Raw genomic sequence first — 16929 nt, 5'->3', positions numbered from 1 at the left:
ATCAAAGGAATGGTGTTATGAAAAAGATTTTGATTTTGGGTGTGAATGGTTTTATTGGCCATCACCTCTCAAAGCGCATATTGGAGACCACGTCGTGGGAAGTCTACGGCATGGATATGCAAAACGACCGAATTGGCGATCTTCTCAACCACCCTCGCATGCATTTCTTTGAGGGCGATATCACCATTAATCGTGAATGGGTGGAGTATCACGTTCGTAAGTGCGATGTGATCCTACCGCTCGTTGCAATCGCCACACCAGCAACCTATGTACAACAACCCCTGCGCGTTTTTGAGCTTGACTTTGAAGCCAATCTTCCCATCGTGCGCTCGGCAGTGAAGTATGGCAAGCACCTGGTCTTCCCTTCAACCTCCGAGGTCTACGGCATGTGCTCAGATGCTGAATTTAATCCAGCCTCATCCAATTTGGTTTATGGCCCCATCAATAAACCGCGCTGGATTTATGCCTGCGCCAAGCAATTAATGGATCGAGTCATCTGGGGCTATGGCATGGAAGGCTTGCGCTTTACTTTATTTAGACCATTTAACTGGATTGGCCCTGGTTTAGATAGTATCTACACGCCCAAGGAGGGTTCTTCGCGAGTGGTCACCCAGTTCCTGGGCCATATTGTGCGTGGTGAGCCGATTAATCTTGTCGATGGGGGCTCGCAAAAGCGAGCTTTTACGTACATTGACGATGGCATTGATGCCTTAATGCGCATCATCACCAATGAAGGTGATATTGCCAATGGCAAGATTTATAACGTGGGTAACCCTAAAAATAATTACTCGGTCAAAGAGTTGGCTACCATGATGCTTGCGATTGCCAAGCAAATCCCAGAGTATGCGGTCACAGCTGATCGAGTCCAATTGGTAGAAACAACCTCCAAAAACTACTATGGTGCTGGATATCAAGATGTTCAAAATCGAGTTCCTGCCATCGAAAATACGATGGCTGAACTTGGTTGGAAACCCACTATTGCGATGAACGATGCACTAAGTAAGATATTTGAAGCCTATCGCCATGATGTGGATAAAGCGCGGCATCTGGTTGAATAGCGCTGAGTCCCATGGCAAAAATTGCTCTGAAGGTTGATGTTGATACCTTACTCGGAACCCAAGTTGGAACTCCAAATCTAGCCAGGCTTTTTGCAGAGCTCGGCGTTCAAGCCACTTTCTTATTTAGTCTTGGGCCAGACCATACCGGTTGGGCATTAAAACGAATTTTTCGGCCGGGTTTTCTGAAAAAAGTATCGCGCACCTCGGTGGTGGAGCACTATGGCATCAAAACGCTTTTATACGGGGTTCTTCTTCCGGCACCTGACATTGGTAAAACTGCTGCGCATGAAATGCGCGCTGTTGATGAGGCTGGTCATGAAACCGGGATCCATACCTGGGATCATGTCTATTGGCAAGATCATGTTTATCAACGTGATGCCGCTTGGACTCGACTCCAAATGCAAAAAGCCTATGATCGTTTTTGCGAAATCTTCAAACACCCTCCGTTAACCCACGGGGCTGCAGGCTGGCAAATGAATGAAGCTGCTCTGATACAACTCGACGATTGGGGAATGCAATATGCCTCTGATGGGCGCTCCGCCCCAAATCTCGCGCCTTACCGCATTCAATTTAATCATCAGCGAAGTAAGCATGTTCAATACCCCACCACACTTCCAACCTTTGATGAGCTCATTGGTGTGGATGGAAGGGATGCCTTTGGGGCGGCCCAGACAATTCTTGGGCTCACTCAAAGCAATCCGAATGATCAAGTCTTTACCCTGCATGCCGAGCTAGAAGGACAAAAGTTGTTGCCCGCCTTTAAGGCATTGCTCCAAGGGTGGATGGCGCAAGGTCACGATCTGGTTACGATGGGCCAATTACACAAATCTTGGCTGGCGACTGGGCAACTCGATAAAATAGCCACTGAGCCATTTCAGTATGGCAGTATTGCCAATCGCAGCGGTGAACTGATGATCCAAATGCGCCATGCAACTAATTTCACATAACCATTGACGAGGGGAATGACGATGACGATTAAGATTGGGCAGACGATGCCAATGTGTGAGATCCCGGCAACATCTAACCTCACCTTTTCGCCAAAAGCATACCAAGGCAAAAAACTAGTGCTCTATTTTTATCCTAAAGATTCAACACCAGGATGCACGGTGGAGGCAGGAGAATTTCGGGATCATATTGATGCATTTAATCAAGCCAATGCTTTGGTGGTTGGGGTGTCCCGGGATAATTTGCGTTCACATGAGAACTTTCGCCAAAAATTAGGGCTACCCTTTGAATTGGTTGCCGATACCGAAGAAAAACTATGCACGATCTTTAATGTCATCAAAATGAAAAATATGTACGGCAAACAAGTTCGTGGTGTTGACCGTAGCACCTTCCTGTTTGACAGCAAAGGCCTTCTCCAAAAGGAGTGGCGCGGTATTAAGGTTGCAGGCCATGTGGCCGAAGTGCTCGCTGCCGCCAAGGCTATGTCCTAGGGATTTATACGGTACTTGCAAAGACATCAATTTGGGTTACAGTATGGCTATATGCACCGTAAGCGATGGATGCCATTAAACCCTTACCGGGGTCTATCTAGACCACGATGGGACACCGGCCCCCTTGTAAATCGTGCATATTACCCCGCCCACTGCGTCACCCCTCAAAACCGCCTTTCGCTCTTAGTAGGCGGTTTTTTCATTTAGGAGAAGTTCTCGCATGCCATTACCTCCACTGCCCACCCAAATTGCCGATCAAGTCAATTTAAGTCGTCAGAAAACGCCGGATCTCAAAAATCCTCCCAAGAAGGTAAAAAAGGTACAGGCGCCAAGCTGGGCCGAAGAGGTAGAACCAAATATTGATATGGACGATGATCTGTCAGCCGCCGAGGCAGCATTGGAACAGATTAAGACCATTGCTCCAGCCCAATACCTTGAAAAGCAATTGGACTCCAAGCCAGAGCGGCCAAAGCGCACGGTGCGCACAGGTCCACCAAGTCTATTTGTCTTAGATACCAATGTATTAATGCATGATCCCTCCTCACTCTTTCGGTTTGAGGAGCACGATTTGTATCTGCCCATGACAACCCTTGAGGAACTCGACAACCATAAAAAGGGAATGAGTGAGGTTGCACGTAATGCTCGCATGGTGAGTCGCTCGCTTGATCAGCTCATTGCCGGTACCAGCGGTCAGCTTGATGAAGGAATTCCGCTCAACAAATTGGGTAACCAAGACGCAACCGGACGATTATTTTTCCAGACCCAGTTTTCCACCTCGCCTCTTCCCGAAGGGCTGCCCGAGGGTAAAGGCGATAACCTCATTTTAGGGGTAGTGCGTGATCTGCAAAAAGCCAAACCTCAGCAAGAAGTGGTTTTGGTATCCAAAGATATCAATATGCGGATCAAGGCGAGAGCTCTGGGTCTTCCGGCCGAGGATTACTTTAATGACCAGGTTTTAGAAGATCGGGATTTAATGTACTCGGGTGTGATGGCACTACCGAGTGACTTTTGGCCTAAGCATGGCAAAGCTATGGAAAGCTGGGCGGACGGCAAGAGCGGCACCATGTTTTACCGGGTTACTGGCCCACTGGTGCCCAGCATGCTCATCAATCAATTTGTTTATCAAGAAAATCCGGACGGCACGACACCCTTTTATGCCCTGGTTCGAGAAATCAATGGTAAGACCGCTTTGCTTCAAACTCTGAAGGATTACTCCCATCAGAAAAATAATGTGTGGAGTATCACCGCGCGTAATCGCGAGCAAAACTTTGCCATGAATCTCCTCATGAATCCAGATATTGATTTTGTAACCCTGCTCGGTCAAGCTGGTACCGGCAAAACCTTACTTGCCCTTGCAGCTGGTCTTGAGCAAGTATTGGATAGTAAACGCTACAACGAGATCATCATTACTCGAGCAACCGTTCCAGTCGGTGAAGATATTGGATTTTTACCAGGCACCGAAGAAGAAAAAATGCAGCCCTGGATGGGTGCCTTTGACGACAACTTAGAAGTATTACATCGTAGTGACGACACTGCAGGAGAATGGGGTCGCGCTGCCACACAAGAACTGATCCGTTCTCGGATTAAGGTTAAAAGCATGAACTTCATGCGAGGTCGTACATTTGTGAGTAAATTTCTGATTATTGATGAAGCGCAGAACTTAACACCTAAACAGATGAAAACGCTTGTTACACGAGCTGGCCCTGGAACCAAAATTGTTTGCCTTGGGAACATTGCCCAAATTGATACTCCTTATCTTACCGAGGGCTCATCCGGCCTTACCTATGTGGTCGATCGTTTTAAAGGTTGGCGTCACAGCGGTCATATCACTTTGGCTCGTGGCGAACGTTCGCGACTAGCCGATCATGCAGCTGAAGCACTGTAATACCAATTTACTAGTTACAGTAGTGGTTGCACTGAGTGTATTAACACTCAGTGCTTGCTCCACCACCCCAACGCATAAATCTGGGGGGGTTGTCAGTAACCCGCGTATTGCCCACTTTAAAAACGATACAAGCGCCGGTAATGAGGGTATTTCGATCGCTGCAATGGGTTTAGTAGGAGTGCCTTATCGCTATGGCGGCAATACCCCAGCCGGCGGTTTTGATTGCAGTGGATTAATCGTTTATGTGTATCAAAATAGTTCGGGCATCAAGCTACCAAGAACGATTCAGCAAATGAGTAATGTTGGCAAAGGTATTGGGCAACAGGCTCCTGCGCCCGGTGACTTAGTGTTCTTTAATACCACTGGTGAGCGCCACTCTCACGCTGGAATTTATGTCGGCCAAGGTCGTTTTGTGCACGCTCCCAGCGCAGGAGGAACGGTCCGCCTTGAACGGATTGATTCGCCGTACTGGGCAGCGCGTTATACCGAAGCCCGCCGAATTACAAGTAATTAAAAGGGGCTAAAGCCGCCGCCATACGAAGGCGTATTGGGGGCCAAATTATCGAACTTGGTGAACTGCCCTTGCCAACTCAGGCGAACCGTACCAATTGGACCATTACGTTGCTTGCCAATAATGACCTCGGCAACACCTTTATCGGTTGTGGTGTCAGGGTGATATACCTCATCACGATAAATAAACAGGATTAAATCAGCGTCTTGCTCAATGGCTCCAGACTCTCGCAGATCCGACATGACAGGTCGTTTATTAGGACGTTGCTCAAGACCACGATTGAGCTGAGATAAAGCCACCACTGGGCACTGCAACTCTTTGGCCAGCGACTTTAAAGAACGTGAGATCTCAGAAATTTCAGTGGCTCTGTTTTCTCCACTACCGCCCGAACTTCCACTCATTAATTGTAGGTAATCGACCACAACCATTCCTAAGGTGCCGCCATAATTACGTGCGATGCGGCGTGCCCGCGCACGTAACTCAAGGCAGGTTAAGGAACCGGTCTCATCAATGAGGATTTGGGTATTACTCAGACGCGCAATCGCATCAGTGACACGTGGCCATTCATCATCGTTTAATTTACCAGTCCGCATCCGACTTTGGTCAACTCGACCGACGGATCCAAGTAAACGAGTTGCTAGTTGGGCTCCGGACATCTCCATCGAAAACACAACCACTGGAAGACCTTCATGTAAAGCCACATTCTCAGCAAAGTTTAGGGCTAACGCGGTCTTACCCATCGAGGGTCTGCCAGCCACAATGACCAGATCGCCTTTTTGCAAACCACTGGTTTGTTTATCGAGATCAATAAAACCAGTTGCGATTCCAGTAATGTCGCTGCCACCATCGCGGTTATACAGTTCATCAATGCGCGCAACCACTGCTTTCAAGAGGGGTTCGATTTCCAGGTAATCGGCTTTGCGACTACCCTCTTCACCAATTTGCAAAATGCGGGATTCTGCCTCATCCAGCAAAGTGCGAACCGAGCGGCCCTCGGGCATAAATGCTGTATTGACAATACTGTCTGAGACCTCAATCAAGCGCCGCAGGATACTGCGATCCCGAATGATTTCTGCATAGCCTTTGATATTGGCTGCACTTGGGGTGTTTTGCGCTAAAGAATTTAAATAATCGATACCGATGAGATCCGCCTCGGGCTCATTCTTGATCGCCTCAAACACAGTGATCACATCGGCCGGTCGGTTATCGCCGATTAAACGCTCGATGACCCGATAAATCAGGGCATGCTCGCTACGATAGAAATCCCGCTCAGAGAGGATGCCGCCTAAACGATCCCATGCAGTGTTATCCAAAAGCAAACCGCCGAGAACCGATTGCTCAGCCTCGACGGAATGGGGTGGGACTTTGAGAGCCTGCACAACCGCATCGCCAGGCCCAGGCATGCCTGGGTTCATTGCTACGGGACGGTTGCGAGGTTCAGCCATGGAACTAGTGTACCGAAGTCAACTAGGCCTGCTCACCGATCACACGAATATTAATATCAACCACAACGTCTGTATGAACAGCAACAGCCACTGGGTGGTCGCCGACCACTTTCAATGGGCCGGTTGGCATCCGAACTGCCGCTTTTTCAATTTGAAAACTCTTTTTAGCCAAGGCTTCAGCGATATCGTGGTTGGTGACCGAGCCAAATAAACGACCATCAACGCCGGCCTTTTGACTAATCTCCAACACTAAACCTTTAAGCTTCTCACCAACCGCTTGCGCAGCTGCGAGCTTCTCAGCAGCAATCTTCTCAAGCTCGGCACGACGAGCAGCAAAGTCAGCAATGGCTGCCTCGGTTGCACGACGCGCTTTACGCTGAGGAATTAAAAAGTTGCGAGCAAAACCATCTTTGACTCGAACGACATCACCAAGGTTGCCCAAATTGGTTACCTTCTCAAGCAGAATAACTTGCATCGTGGGCTCCTAATTATTTCTTATGTTGATCTGAGAATGGCAGTAATGCCAAAAAGCGAGCGCGTTTAATCGCGGTATCCAACTGACGCTGATACAACGCCTTGGTACCCGTTAAACGAGCTGGGGTAATCTTGGCGTTCTCGCCAATAAAATCTTTGAGCGTATCGACATCCTTGTAGTCAATTTGCTCAACGCCACCAACCGTAAAGCGGCAATAACGCTTCCGTTTAAAAAGTGGGTTTTGTGCAGGCTTCTTTTTGAAGTCTGTCTTTTTGTTCATTTTTCCAAAAGCCATAATGGTTTCCTATTCATTCAATGTGATCTTCGTAATATGAAAAACGAGGCGCTCATTTCGTAAAGTCTTTTGCGTTAAGAACCCTTCAAAAACTGCCACTGCTCCCAAATCCATCGTTAGTAACTCTCGATGAACATCACCAACCGCTACTGCCTCAACATTCATCCGAACTTGCCGAATTTGCTTTGCTTCACTTAACTCACCGTCATGATGTAACTGACAATGAATGACTGGCAAACCTGCTGGGGTATATCGAATGGCGTCTTTTGCGATCAGAGAAGCAGTCAGGATGAGAAGGTTTGAACTACGCTTCACAATCAGACCGACTTTTACGAATCAAAGTCTCCTTTTCAACAATAATTAGACTGCTGCCGGTGCGTCAGCTTGGGCAAGCTTACGAGCTTCCTCGCGCTGCACCTCTTTCATCATGATGGATGGCTCAGTCTCAGCCTTCTTCATCTTGACAATGAGATGACGCAACACCGCATCATTGAACTTAAATGCATGCTCGAGTTCTTCAAGCGTTTTTTGATCGCATTCAATATTCATACAAACGTAGTGCGCTTTAGCAAGCTTGTCGATCATGTAAGCCATCTGACGACGGCCCCAATCTTCGATGCGATGCACTTTGCCACCATGGGTGGTTAGGATCGACTTGTAGCGATCAATCATCGCTGGAACCTGCTCGCTTTGGTCCGGATGGACGATAAAAACGATTTCATAATGACGCATTAATCACTCCTTATGGATAAAACTGCCTAGGCGTCTTGCTTAATTCCGCTGTCAAGAATCAAGCACCAGTGCAGCAAGGGTGGAACAAATTGTTTAAATTACTTACCGAAATTCCGGCAAGCCCACTATTCTAGCAAAATAATCCTGCCAACTCAATGGATTAGCACCTGATTGGGTGCTAGCGAATAAGGCTAGCTGCAAAGCAATACGGGCTTTTGCAGGATTTAAATAACCCGCGCTCAATGCCTTTGCTAATCGGCCATTGGCAAGACTTCCACCAATATAGCCCCTACCGATTCGGGAGGCACGCACCACGGCTCCACCAGCCTTCATAAACTGCTCCAGAGCGGGCGCAAGGTTCTCATGCACGGTACCAGCACCAGTGCCTGCTAGAACAATGCCCTGAACCCCATGATTCTTTAAAAAGGTAATGGTTTCTGGTCTGGCGCCTACGTGACTTGTAATAATTTCAACCCAGGGCCATTGATTGTCTAGTGGTATTGGTAAGTCATTGCTAACTTGAACCCAATCATTAGGCAGCGCTTCCCCAAAAAAGGCGTTCGTCTGAGAGCTATGTCCCTTGACCAAAGCAAGGCCCGGTATTGGCTCAGAGCCCATCACAGCCCAAATTCCACTTTGACCATCCCTTTTCCCAGCAAATTCAATTGCATTGGATAAATTCTGCGGGCCATCGGCCTCGCGATGATCAGAAGGGAGCATCGCTCCAGTTAAAACGACCTTCTTGCCGAAATTTCTGGCAGATCCACCGCAAACAAACTCCAAGAAAGTAGCCGTTTCTTCCATCGTATCGGTGCCATGGGTAATTACGATCCCTATTACATCGGGGTCTGCTAGTCCCGTGCGAACCTGGATGCCTAATTCGCTTAGAAGGGGCTCACTCAAATCACAGCTATCAATATTTGATAACTGCATGTTTTTTAGGGGAAATTTGCTATTAATCTGGGTCAAAAGGGTTGAAATCGGCACTTGACCAGCTTGATACCCCCTGCCTGAAACGGTCTTTAGGCCAGCGATCGTACCGCCGGTGCCGATCACCAAAATGTGTAAAGGAATAGAGAAATTTGACATCTTGGAATTATCCAACCAAGCAAAAGTTCTTGAAATGCCATTTTTTACTGTATACAATCCCAGTATGAACATAAATACAGTAATTGATAGCTCATCTCTACCAAAACTAACTGCCCGGCAGGAAGAGATTTTGGGGCTCATTACCTTGGCCATCGAAGAAAGCGGACTTCCTCCAACCCGCGCTGAAATTGCAAACCGACTTGGTTTTGCATCCGCCAACGCTGCCGAGGAGCATTTGCGTGCTCTGGCCAAAAAGGGCTATATCGAATTAAGTCCTGGAACCTCACGAGGCATTCGAGTTACAAATATGCAACCGCTTTCGCAAGGTAAAAATTTTCGTCAATTGAATTTACCATCGGGTAGTTTGCAACAACTTACCCTGCCATTGATTGGTCGGGTCGCTGCAGGCTCACCCATTACCGCAATCGAGCACATTGAGAAACATATTCCAGTTGACCCCAGCCTGTTTAGTAAGGGAGCGGATTACCTACTGCGCGTCAAAGGGATGAGCATGCGTGATGCAGGTATTCTCGATGGTGATTATTTAGCCGTTAAAAAGACTGTCGACGCGCGCAATGGTGACATCGTGGTTGCTCGCATTGATGATGAAGTCACCGTGAAGCGCTTTCAACAAAAGAAGGGGGCTAATGGCTCCTACCTCGAGCTTCAAGCTGAGAATCCTGACTTTGAGAACATCATCGTTCGCGCAGATTCCAACTTCGCCCTCGAAGGACAAGCAGTTGGGCTAATCCGAGCAAACGGTCTTTAAGGTTTTCGGGTTGGCGCAATCACATTCGCATTTTTAGGCGAAGAAGTAATTGTGATAATCGATTTAGGACCAGTCAGCGATCCCTCATTGATTTCAACCGCACAGGTACGTTCACCCTTTGTAAACACCAAGAAACTGGTTTTTGATTTCGTGGCAGTAACTGTGGTCCACCCCGCTTTGGGATACTCGGATTGAAAGAACGCGTATACATCCGTTGCACCTTGTAAAGCACTGATATTGACACGGCCCACCCAGCCGTCACCACGGCCAATAATTAATGAATCAGACCCAATAATTTTGGCTCCAGCTGGCAAGGGCATATCGCCCAGCAACTGCGACTGAATTTGATTGATTTCTTCCTGAGTTCCAGTGGGGCTATCGCCAGTGGCACATGCACCCAACATTGCAGCAGCGGCAAGAGCAACAAAATGTGTTTTAGTCATTAATCGATTCATGGTTTGTTCCAAGGCTAATGGATAAAAAGTAGCAGTTGTTCCTATTTTAGGGCGGAGGGTTAATTCGTCAACAATAATGGGTGGAGGCGCGTGAGGGAATCGAACCCCCGTACGAAGCTTTGCAGGCTCCTGCCTAACCACTCGGCCAACGCGCCCTTGTTAGTTTGGAATGCACCAAACTTCAACTCAAACAAAATGGGAAGCTTTTGGGGCTTCCCATCAATGAATGGAGCGGGAAACGAGGCTCGAACTCGCGACCTCAACCTTGGCAAGGTTGCGCTCTACCAACTGAGCTATTCCCGCATTACAGGATCGACAGTTTAGCAAAGATTCGGGAATGGGGGCCTAATTGGCAAAATTTCCCGGTATTACGGCTTATTGGTTAATTGCGGTAACGCCTTTTGTAGGTAGTAAAACATGGACCAGAGCGTCAAAAAAGCTGCAATCCAAATCAGCCAAGTTCCCAAAAGAGAGCTATGGATACCCAAAATTTGCCCATTGAATAGCAAAAAGGGGATCGCAATTAACTGGGCAGTCGTTTTTAATTTACCGACCATATGGACAGCAACGCTCCGCGAGGCACCAACTTGCGCCATCCACTCACGTAGCGCAGAAATCGTGATCTCACGCCCAATAATGACCAGTGCGACCCAGGCCTGCACCCGATCCAAATTAAGCAATACCAGCAAAGCAGCAGCCACAATTAATTTATCGGCTACAGGATCTAAAAACTGACCAAAGGCCGATTCTTGGTTCATCCGTCTTGCCAAGAATCCATCTAACCAATCCGTAATTGCGGCAAATACAAAAAGGCCTGTTGAAAAGATATTTTTCTCAGTGAGCGATAACCAATCGTTGGGTAAATAGAAAATTCCTACCAATAATGGAATAGCCGCTACACGAAGCCAGGTTAAAGCGATGGGCAAATTAAATGGCATTTTTGGAGAATAAACGATTTAATTGATCGATTAATGAAGCTGACGGTATATCTGCTCCGCGAGAGTTTGAGAAATTCCCTCCACGCTCGCTAACTCCTCAACCGTTGCATTTGTAACTCCCCGGAGTCCACCAAAGCGTGCCAATAATTTTTGACGACGCTTGGCCCCGATACCCTCCATCTCTTCAAGTCTAGAAACAGTCCTTGACTTAGCACGCTTGGCGCGCATCCCTGTAATTGCAAAACGATGCGCCTCATCCCGAATCTGTGCAATCAACATGAGCGCCTGGCTATCCGAACCCAATCGGATGGGCTCCCGCTCATCAGCAAAGATCAGGGTTTCTAGACCAACCTTACGGTCCTCGCCTTTGGCAACACCAACAATTAGGCCAATATCAATACCGAGCTCACTAAAGACCTTCCTGGCTACTTCTACCTGACCCTTACCGCCATCAATGAGAACGAGTTGTGGCACTTTATCGGCTGGGATTTCCTGAAAATTTGCATAGCGGCGTTGCAATACTTGCTGCATCGCTGCGTAATCATCTCCGGCTGTAATACCGGTAATGTTAAAGCGTCGATACTCACTGGGTTGGAGTTCATTTTTAGCAAAGACTACGCAGGATGCTTGAGTGGCTTCACCGGATGTGTGGCTAATATCGAAGCACTCAATGCGTAATTGATCAAGTTGCTCCAAATCAATACCAAGGGCATCTGTGAGTGCTCGAACCCGAGCAAGCTGCCCACCCGCTTCTGCGATGCGACGCAGCAAGGCAATCTTGGCATTCCCCTCGGCCATCGCTAACCAATGCTTGCGCTGACCCTGTGGTTGATATAAAAACGAAATAGTTCGTGTGGAGCGTTCCACCAGCGCTTGGCAGATCACTGCAGCACGTTCGCCCTTTAATGCAACGTTCGTAATCATTACAGGAGGTGTCATCACCGCCAGCTCAGAAGATGAGTCAGTCGATAAATAGTGTTGCTGAATAAACGTTTCAAGAATGATTTGCAGGTCAATTGACTCATCTTCGGATGCCTTAACGCCCTTGGAAAAATAGGCACGATCTCCCAAGTGACGGCCGCCACGAACCATCGCTAAATTGACACAAATTTGGCCATCGATTTCGGCGGCTGCCAAAATATCAACGTCGCCCTCCCCTTCGGCCGCTACATCCATCGACTGCTGCTGAAGAACATTGGACAAGTCAGCAATACGATCACGAATCACAGCAGCCATCTCAAACTCCATAGCTGTACTGTAGTCTTCCATCTCACGCTCTAGTTCAGCCAAAACAACTTGGTGGTTACCTTCCAAGAATCGCAGGGCTTGACCAACATCTTGAGAATATTGCTCCTTGGTCAACTTACCAACGCATGGTGCACTACAGCGATGAATTTGATGCAAGAGACAGGGGCGACTTCGATTACGAAAAATCGTATCCTCACAAGTTCGCAAGCGAAACACTTTTTGCAAAATTTGCACACTATTGCGAACCGCCCAGGAGTTCGGGAAGGGTCCAAAGTAACGATTGCGTCGATCAATCTTGCCGCGATAGGAGGCTAAACGAGGATAATCATGCCCTGTGAGCATTAGATAGGGATAGGATTTGTCATCTCTAAAAAGAATATTGAAGGGTGGGCTGTATTCTTTAATCAGATTATTTTCAAGAATCAACGCCTCAGTTTCGGTGCGAGTAATCGTAATTTCGAAACGGATAATGCGCTTGACCATTCGCTCAATTCGGGGGGAATGGTTATTTTTCTGAAAATAGCTCGAGACTCGCCTTTTAAGATCCTTAGCTTTGCCAACATATAAGATATGACCTGACTCATCAAAAAAACGGTAGACGCCTGGTAGTCCAGGAAGTCCCTTTAAATCAATTCGTAAGGATTCAGGAAGTAAATTAGTCATGCGTTGGGATATTTTCTGCCAAATTATCGATAACTATGGCGATGCGGGTATTTGCTGGCGTCTAGCACGGTCACTGGCAACTCAATACGATCAAAATATACGCCTATTTTGCGATGATTTGTATACCCTGCAACTCATCATGATGGAGCAATCCCATCTTAAGGGTATTGAGGTTCTCCCTTGGGAAGCCAGTTATCAAAATGCCCGGCATCCGCCAGAGCTTCCCGATGTTGTAATCCAAGCATTTTCATGTGAGCTACCCACCCGCTATCTCAATAGTATTTTGGTCGCCCCCCAAAAGCCGATTCTGATTCATCTCGAGTATTTAAGTGCAGAGCCATGGGTTGCGGACTTTCATGGCAAACCATCCCCTAATACGCATGGTTTACAAAAGTATTTCTTCTTTCCGGGATTTCAAACCAATACCGGAGGCTTATTACTTGATCCCATTCCAAAAAATGATCAAGAAGACTGCCCCAAAAGCCTAAAGAAAATCTGGAGTCAGTCTCGCCCCCATTCAAAAAAAATGAGTATTTTTTCGTATCCTGGAGCGCCAATTAAAGAATGGCTTGCGAACCTCAATCAACTGCAAGAGCCATTTGATATTTTTTTAGCATTTGGTAACGCGCAACTGCTCAATCTGCAGCAGCACCATTGGCCAAATTTAAATCTGATCTCGATGCCATTTATTCCCCAAGATGATTACGACTGGCTCTTGGCACACTGTGATTTCAACATTGTGCGCGGGGAAGATTCGTTTATTCGAGTGCAGTTAGCAGGTAAGCCCTTTATTTGGAATATCTATCCCCAAGACGACGGCGCCCATCTTACGAAGCTCAAGGCATTTTTAGATCTGTACCTTGAGGGTGTCGATCCACAACTGCAAGACCTCATTACAGATGCGATGGCTTGGCAGAAGGCTCAAGACTGGTGGGACCAGCTAGCGATGTGGTCAGAACACGCCCAACACTGGCAAAAAACTTTGATTAATCGCCAATCTGATGGCGGCCTGGCGGGCAGATTAGTTCGGTTTGTCAGTTAAATCATTAACCAGTTAAAATGTTGGGTTTGAATCAATCGGCCCCATTAGGGCCCAATATCTGTAAACATCAGGAATTATTATGAAAATCGCTCAAGAACTCCGTGTGGGTAATGTTGTCATGATTAACGGTGACCCTATGGTGGTCCAGAAACACGAATACAGCCGCTCCGGCCGTAACTCGGCTGTAGTCAAAATGAAGTACAAGAACCTATTAACAGCGGCTCCAAATGAGGGTGTTTACAAAGCGGACGATAAATTCGATGTTGTGATTCTTGAGAAGAAGGAATGCACCTACTCCTATTTTGCAGACCCGATGTACACCTTTATGGACGGCGACTACAACCAATATGAGGTCGAGAAAGATAATATGGGCGATTCCCTCAATTATCTCGAGGAAGGCATGGCGGTTGAGGTAGTGTTCTATGACGGTCGCGCGATTTCTGTTGAATTACCTACCTCGGTTGTGCGTGAGATTACCTATACTGAGCCAGCTGTAAAAGGTGACACCAGCTCCGGTAAGGTTCTTAAAAGCGCCAAAATTGCAACCGGCTTTGAGATTCAAGTTCCCTTGTTCTGCAGCACCGGCGACAAGATTGAAATCGATACCCGTACCGGCGAATATCGTAGTCGCGCTAACTAATGAGTAAGGCCAAGGGTTTTTAATAAATCCTTGGCATGCAGATACTCAGCGTCTTTCTGCAATTCATCCCAGGACTGGGATTCACCCTTCGGAAATAATTTCTTGAGTCGCGTTGCAGACTCCGTGAATTTCTTTGGCGCAACGCTTAGTTCCTTGAGTAAGCGATCAGCAAGATCGGGTCGATTACAAATCAGTACCGCGTCACATCCTGCCTTAAGTGCTAATTGAGCCCCCTGCACCACATCACCAGCGACACTGGCTCCCTCCATCGAGAGGTCGTCACTAAAAATTACACCACCAAACTTTAGCTTTTTACGCAAGATGGTTTGCAACCAAATTCTGGAAAAGCCGGCGGGTAATGCATCCACCTTTGGATAAATCACGTGAGCAGGCATCACTGAGGCAAGACTGATATCAAGCCACTCATAAGGCTTCATATCATCACTCTCAATAGAATTCAGTGAGCGTTCGTCTTTGGGAATCGCAATATGGGAGTCTGCCTCAGCCCATCCATGCCCTGGAAAGTGCTTACCGCAATTGGCCATATCACCCAAACGGAGTCCCTCATTCAAGCTCTTTGCTAAAACATACACAATTTCTGGATTGCGATGAAATGAGCGATCGCCGATCACCCCACTGCGACCAAAATCTAAGTCCAAAACGGGCGTGAAACTAAAGTCAACTCCACACGCCCTTAGTTCAGCTGCAAGCACATAACCACATGCGGTTGCAGCTTTCATCGCAGTAATAGCAGAGCTTGCCCCGGTGCCAGTTTGCATCCATAGATCACCCAGGCGGTGCATGGCGGGAAGATGCATAAACCCATCAGTCTTACAGCGTTGTACTCGTCCGCCCTCATGATCAATGCAAATCAGAATATCAGAGCGGACTTGCTTGATTGATTTAGTGAGAGCGGTGACTTGTTTGCGAGATTGAAAGTTCCGCCCAAATAAAATTACGCCCCCCGTCAAGGGATTTTTAATGCGTCGGATATCGTGTTGGTTTAAGGTAAGCCCCTCAACATCCAAAATAACGGGGCCTGGGTTATGAGTCGATTTTTTTTGAGTTGCCACGGTCTCAACCTAAATAGTTTTGTGGATCAAAGGTAGTGACAATCGGTGTGCCATAACTCACGACCACAAACGCCATCACCATTTCTTGCTCGTCAGTCACTGTCACATGTGCATGCCATTGTTTATCTTCCATGAACTGCAACAGAGCCCCTGAATATTTTGTATAAGGCTTGCCACTAGGCTCATTGAGTGTTTGCAAAGACCGCCAACTCATCGGCATATGCATACCCAAGCCAATCGCTTTTGAAAACGCCTCCTTAGCAGCAAAACGGGTAGCCAAGTAGGCCATTCCCCGCTTGTGATTACGGCTAAGTCGCTGTTGAAACACCTGATACTCCTCATCACCCAAAACCCGCTTGGCTAAGCGACCTTGGGTGCGCTCATAAGCCGACTGCAGTCGACCCATCTGTAAGAGATCAGTGCCGATCCCGACAATCATTACGAACGCGCCTCATTCATGAGTCTGCGCATATCCCGAATCGTATTGGGAAGACCCTTAAAAATAGCCTCTGCAATGATCGCATGCCCAATATTTAGTTCGCTAATTTCAGGGATTTTGGCGATGGGCTGAACATTTTGCTCATTTAAACCATGCCCGGCATTGACTCGAAAACCTAAACTCTTTGCATAGCGTGCAGCCTCTGTAATTCGCTGCAGCTCGAATGATTGATGCTCTATTTGAGCATCTGCATAGGCTCCAGTGTGTAACTCAATTACATGTGCTCCAAGCTCCTTAGCGACATCAATTTGGCGAGGGTCTGGATCAATAAAGAGTGAGACCCTAATACCAGAAGCCTGCAGTTGCTTGATGGCAGAGTGCACTTGATCCCGATGAGTGATCACATCGAGCCCGCCTTCAGTAGTAATTTCGGTCCGCTTCTCAGGGACCAAGCACACATCCTGCGGCTTAACCTGAATCGCAATGCCCAGCATCTCCGCTGTAATTGCACATTCCAAGTTCATACGGGTTCGAATCAAGGGTCGAAGCGCAAATAAATCGGCATCTTTGATATGACGCCGATCCTCACGTAAATGTAAGGTGATCAAATCAGCGCCTGCTGCTTCGGCAATTTGTGCCGCCATGAGTGGATCGGGATAGGATGTCCCCCGAGCATTACGCAGGGTTGCAACGTGATCGATATTAATTCCAAGCTCTAGTGGGGCCATAGCTAATA

The 16929-nt window shown here is 47.5% G+C and carries 20 protein-coding genes and 2 tRNA genes; 8 read left to right on the top strand and 14 right to left on the bottom strand.

Features of this window, described 5'->3' with window-relative positions; all coding sequences use genetic code 11:
• Positions 1 to 17 precede the first annotated feature (17 nt).
• The 5 genes from QUE61_RS02740 to QUE61_RS02720 all read left to right on the top strand — a co-directional run bounded on the left by QUE61_RS02740 (position 18) and on the right by QUE61_RS02720 (position 4893).
• Positions 18 to 1058, top strand: coding sequence for a bifunctional UDP-4-keto-pentose/UDP-xylose synthase (locus QUE61_RS02740; RefSeq protein WP_286307443.1), 1041 nt, complete (start codon positions 18 to 20; stop codon positions 1056 to 1058).
• 11 nt (positions 1059 to 1069) lie between these two features.
• A complete protein-coding gene (locus tag QUE61_RS02735) occupies positions 1070 to 2005 on the top strand; it encodes a polysaccharide deacetylase family protein (RefSeq protein ID WP_286307441.1) in 936 nt (311 codons plus the stop codon).
• 21 nt (positions 2006 to 2026) lie between these two features.
• Positions 2027 to 2494 carry a peroxiredoxin gene (locus QUE61_RS02730; RefSeq protein WP_286307439.1) on the top strand — a complete coding sequence of 156 codons (468 nt, stop codon included), beginning with the start codon at positions 2027 to 2029 and terminating at the stop codon, positions 2492 to 2494.
• 220 nt (positions 2495 to 2714) lie between these two features.
• Entirely contained in the window at positions 2715 to 4379 is a 1665-nt protein-coding gene (locus QUE61_RS02725; RefSeq protein WP_286307437.1) for a PhoH family protein, read from the top strand.
• Positions 4360 to 4893, top strand: coding sequence for a C40 family peptidase (locus QUE61_RS02720; RefSeq protein ID WP_286307435.1), 534 nt, complete (start codon positions 4360 to 4362; stop codon positions 4891 to 4893). Before QUE61_RS02725 ends, QUE61_RS02720 begins: the two co-directional genes overlap by 20 nt.
• On the opposite strand, the gene dnaB is transcribed toward QUE61_RS02720, so the two are convergent.
• The 6 genes from dnaB to QUE61_RS02690 form a co-directional block, all read right to left on the bottom strand.
• The gene (gene dnaB / locus QUE61_RS02715) at positions 4890 to 6335 is read right to left on the bottom strand and encodes a replicative DNA helicase (protein ID WP_458574719.1); all 1446 of its coding nucleotides are present in this window, start codon (positions 6333 to 6335) and stop codon (positions 4890 to 4892) included. The genes QUE61_RS02720 and dnaB overlap by 4 nt on opposite strands.
• Before the next feature lie 22 nt (positions 6336 to 6357).
• Entirely contained in the window at positions 6358 to 6810 is a 453-nt protein-coding gene (gene rplI / locus QUE61_RS02710; RefSeq protein ID WP_286307434.1) for a 50S ribosomal protein L9, read from the bottom strand.
• 13 nt (positions 6811 to 6823) lie between these two features.
• Positions 6824 to 7105 (bottom strand): 30S ribosomal protein S18, encoded by a 282-nt coding sequence (gene rpsR, locus QUE61_RS02705; protein WP_108508018.1) that lies wholly within the window; start codon positions 7103 to 7105, stop codon positions 6824 to 6826.
• A 9-nt stretch (positions 7106 to 7114) separates the two neighbouring features.
• The gene (gene priB, locus QUE61_RS02700; RefSeq protein ID WP_286307432.1) at positions 7115 to 7420 is read right to left on the bottom strand and encodes a primosomal replication protein N; all 306 of its coding nucleotides are present in this window, start codon (positions 7418 to 7420) and stop codon (positions 7115 to 7117) included.
• 45 nt (positions 7421 to 7465) lie between these two features.
• Positions 7466 to 7837 carry a 30S ribosomal protein S6 gene (gene rpsF, locus QUE61_RS02695; RefSeq protein ID WP_286307430.1) on the bottom strand — a complete coding sequence of 124 codons (372 nt, stop codon included), beginning with the start codon at positions 7835 to 7837 and terminating at the stop codon, positions 7466 to 7468.
• 102 nt (positions 7838 to 7939) lie between these two features.
• Entirely contained in the window at positions 7940 to 8926 is a 987-nt protein-coding gene (locus tag QUE61_RS02690) for an asparaginase (RefSeq protein ID WP_286307428.1), read from the bottom strand.
• A 64-nt stretch (positions 8927 to 8990) separates the two neighbouring features.
• Here QUE61_RS02690 and lexA point away from each other — a divergent pair, with 64 nt between their 5' ends.
• On the top strand, positions 8991 to 9695 hold the full coding sequence (lexA, locus tag QUE61_RS02685; RefSeq protein ID WP_286307426.1) for a transcriptional repressor LexA: 705 nt from the start codon (positions 8991 to 8993) through the stop codon (positions 9693 to 9695).
• Here lexA and QUE61_RS02680 read toward each other — a convergent pair.
• The 5 genes from QUE61_RS02680 to uvrC form a co-directional block, all read right to left on the bottom strand.
• The gene (locus tag QUE61_RS02680; protein WP_286307424.1) at positions 9692 to 10150 is read right to left on the bottom strand and encodes a hypothetical protein; all 459 of its coding nucleotides are present in this window, start codon (positions 10148 to 10150) and stop codon (positions 9692 to 9694) included. The two genes, lexA and QUE61_RS02680, sit on opposite strands and share 4 nt — an antisense overlap.
• Positions 10151 to 10231: 81 nt before the next feature.
• Positions 10232 to 10305, bottom strand: a tRNA-Cys gene (locus QUE61_RS02675).
• A gap of 72 nt (positions 10306 to 10377) precedes the next feature.
• A tRNA-Gly gene (locus QUE61_RS02670) sits at positions 10378 to 10453 on the bottom strand.
• Between the two features lie 65 nt (positions 10454 to 10518).
• Positions 10519 to 11088, bottom strand: a complete 570-nt coding sequence (gene pgsA, locus QUE61_RS02665; protein WP_286307422.1) for a CDP-diacylglycerol--glycerol-3-phosphate 3-phosphatidyltransferase — start codon at positions 11086 to 11088, stop codon at positions 10519 to 10521.
• Between the two features lie 30 nt (positions 11089 to 11118).
• Complete coding sequence (uvrC, locus tag QUE61_RS02660; RefSeq protein ID WP_286307420.1) at positions 11119 to 12999, bottom strand: excinuclease ABC subunit UvrC; 1881 nt, start codon at positions 12997 to 12999, stop codon at positions 11119 to 11121.
• Between uvrC and earP the strand changes: the two genes are divergently transcribed.
• Complete coding sequence (gene earP, locus QUE61_RS02655) at positions 12998 to 14041, top strand: elongation factor P maturation arginine rhamnosyltransferase EarP (protein WP_286307419.1); 1044 nt, start codon at positions 12998 to 13000, stop codon at positions 14039 to 14041. The genes uvrC and earP overlap by 2 nt on opposite strands.
• Before the next feature lie 79 nt (positions 14042 to 14120).
• Positions 14121 to 14681, top strand: coding sequence for an elongation factor P (gene efp, locus QUE61_RS02650; protein WP_286307417.1), 561 nt, complete (start codon positions 14121 to 14123; stop codon positions 14679 to 14681).
• Here the strand turns inward: efp and nagZ are convergent.
• Genes nagZ through pdxJ form a run of 3 tightly spaced genes read right to left on the bottom strand, consistent with a single transcriptional unit; the run spans position 14678 to position 16921 of the window.
• Positions 14678 to 15754, bottom strand: coding sequence for a beta-N-acetylhexosaminidase (nagZ, locus tag QUE61_RS02645; protein WP_286307416.1), 1077 nt, complete (start codon positions 15752 to 15754; stop codon positions 14678 to 14680). The two genes, efp and nagZ, sit on opposite strands and share 4 nt — an antisense overlap.
• A 4-nt stretch (positions 15755 to 15758) precedes the next feature.
• On the bottom strand, positions 15759 to 16193 hold the full coding sequence (gene acpS, locus QUE61_RS02640; RefSeq protein WP_286307414.1) for a holo-ACP synthase: 435 nt from the start codon (positions 16191 to 16193) through the stop codon (positions 15759 to 15761).
• Positions 16193 to 16921, bottom strand: coding sequence for a pyridoxine 5'-phosphate synthase (pdxJ, locus tag QUE61_RS02635; RefSeq protein ID WP_286307412.1), 729 nt, complete (start codon positions 16919 to 16921; stop codon positions 16193 to 16195). Before pdxJ ends, acpS begins: the two co-directional genes overlap by 1 nt.
• Positions 16922 to 16929: the final 8 nt, after the last annotated feature.

The sequence above is a fragment of the Polynucleobacter sp. HIN5 genome (assembly GCF_030297555.1).
Lineage (GTDB): Bacteria > Pseudomonadota > Gammaproteobacteria > Burkholderiales > Burkholderiaceae > Polynucleobacter.
The sequence above is the reverse complement of the archived record's forward strand: the minus strand, read 5'-3'. Positions and strand labels throughout refer to the sequence as shown.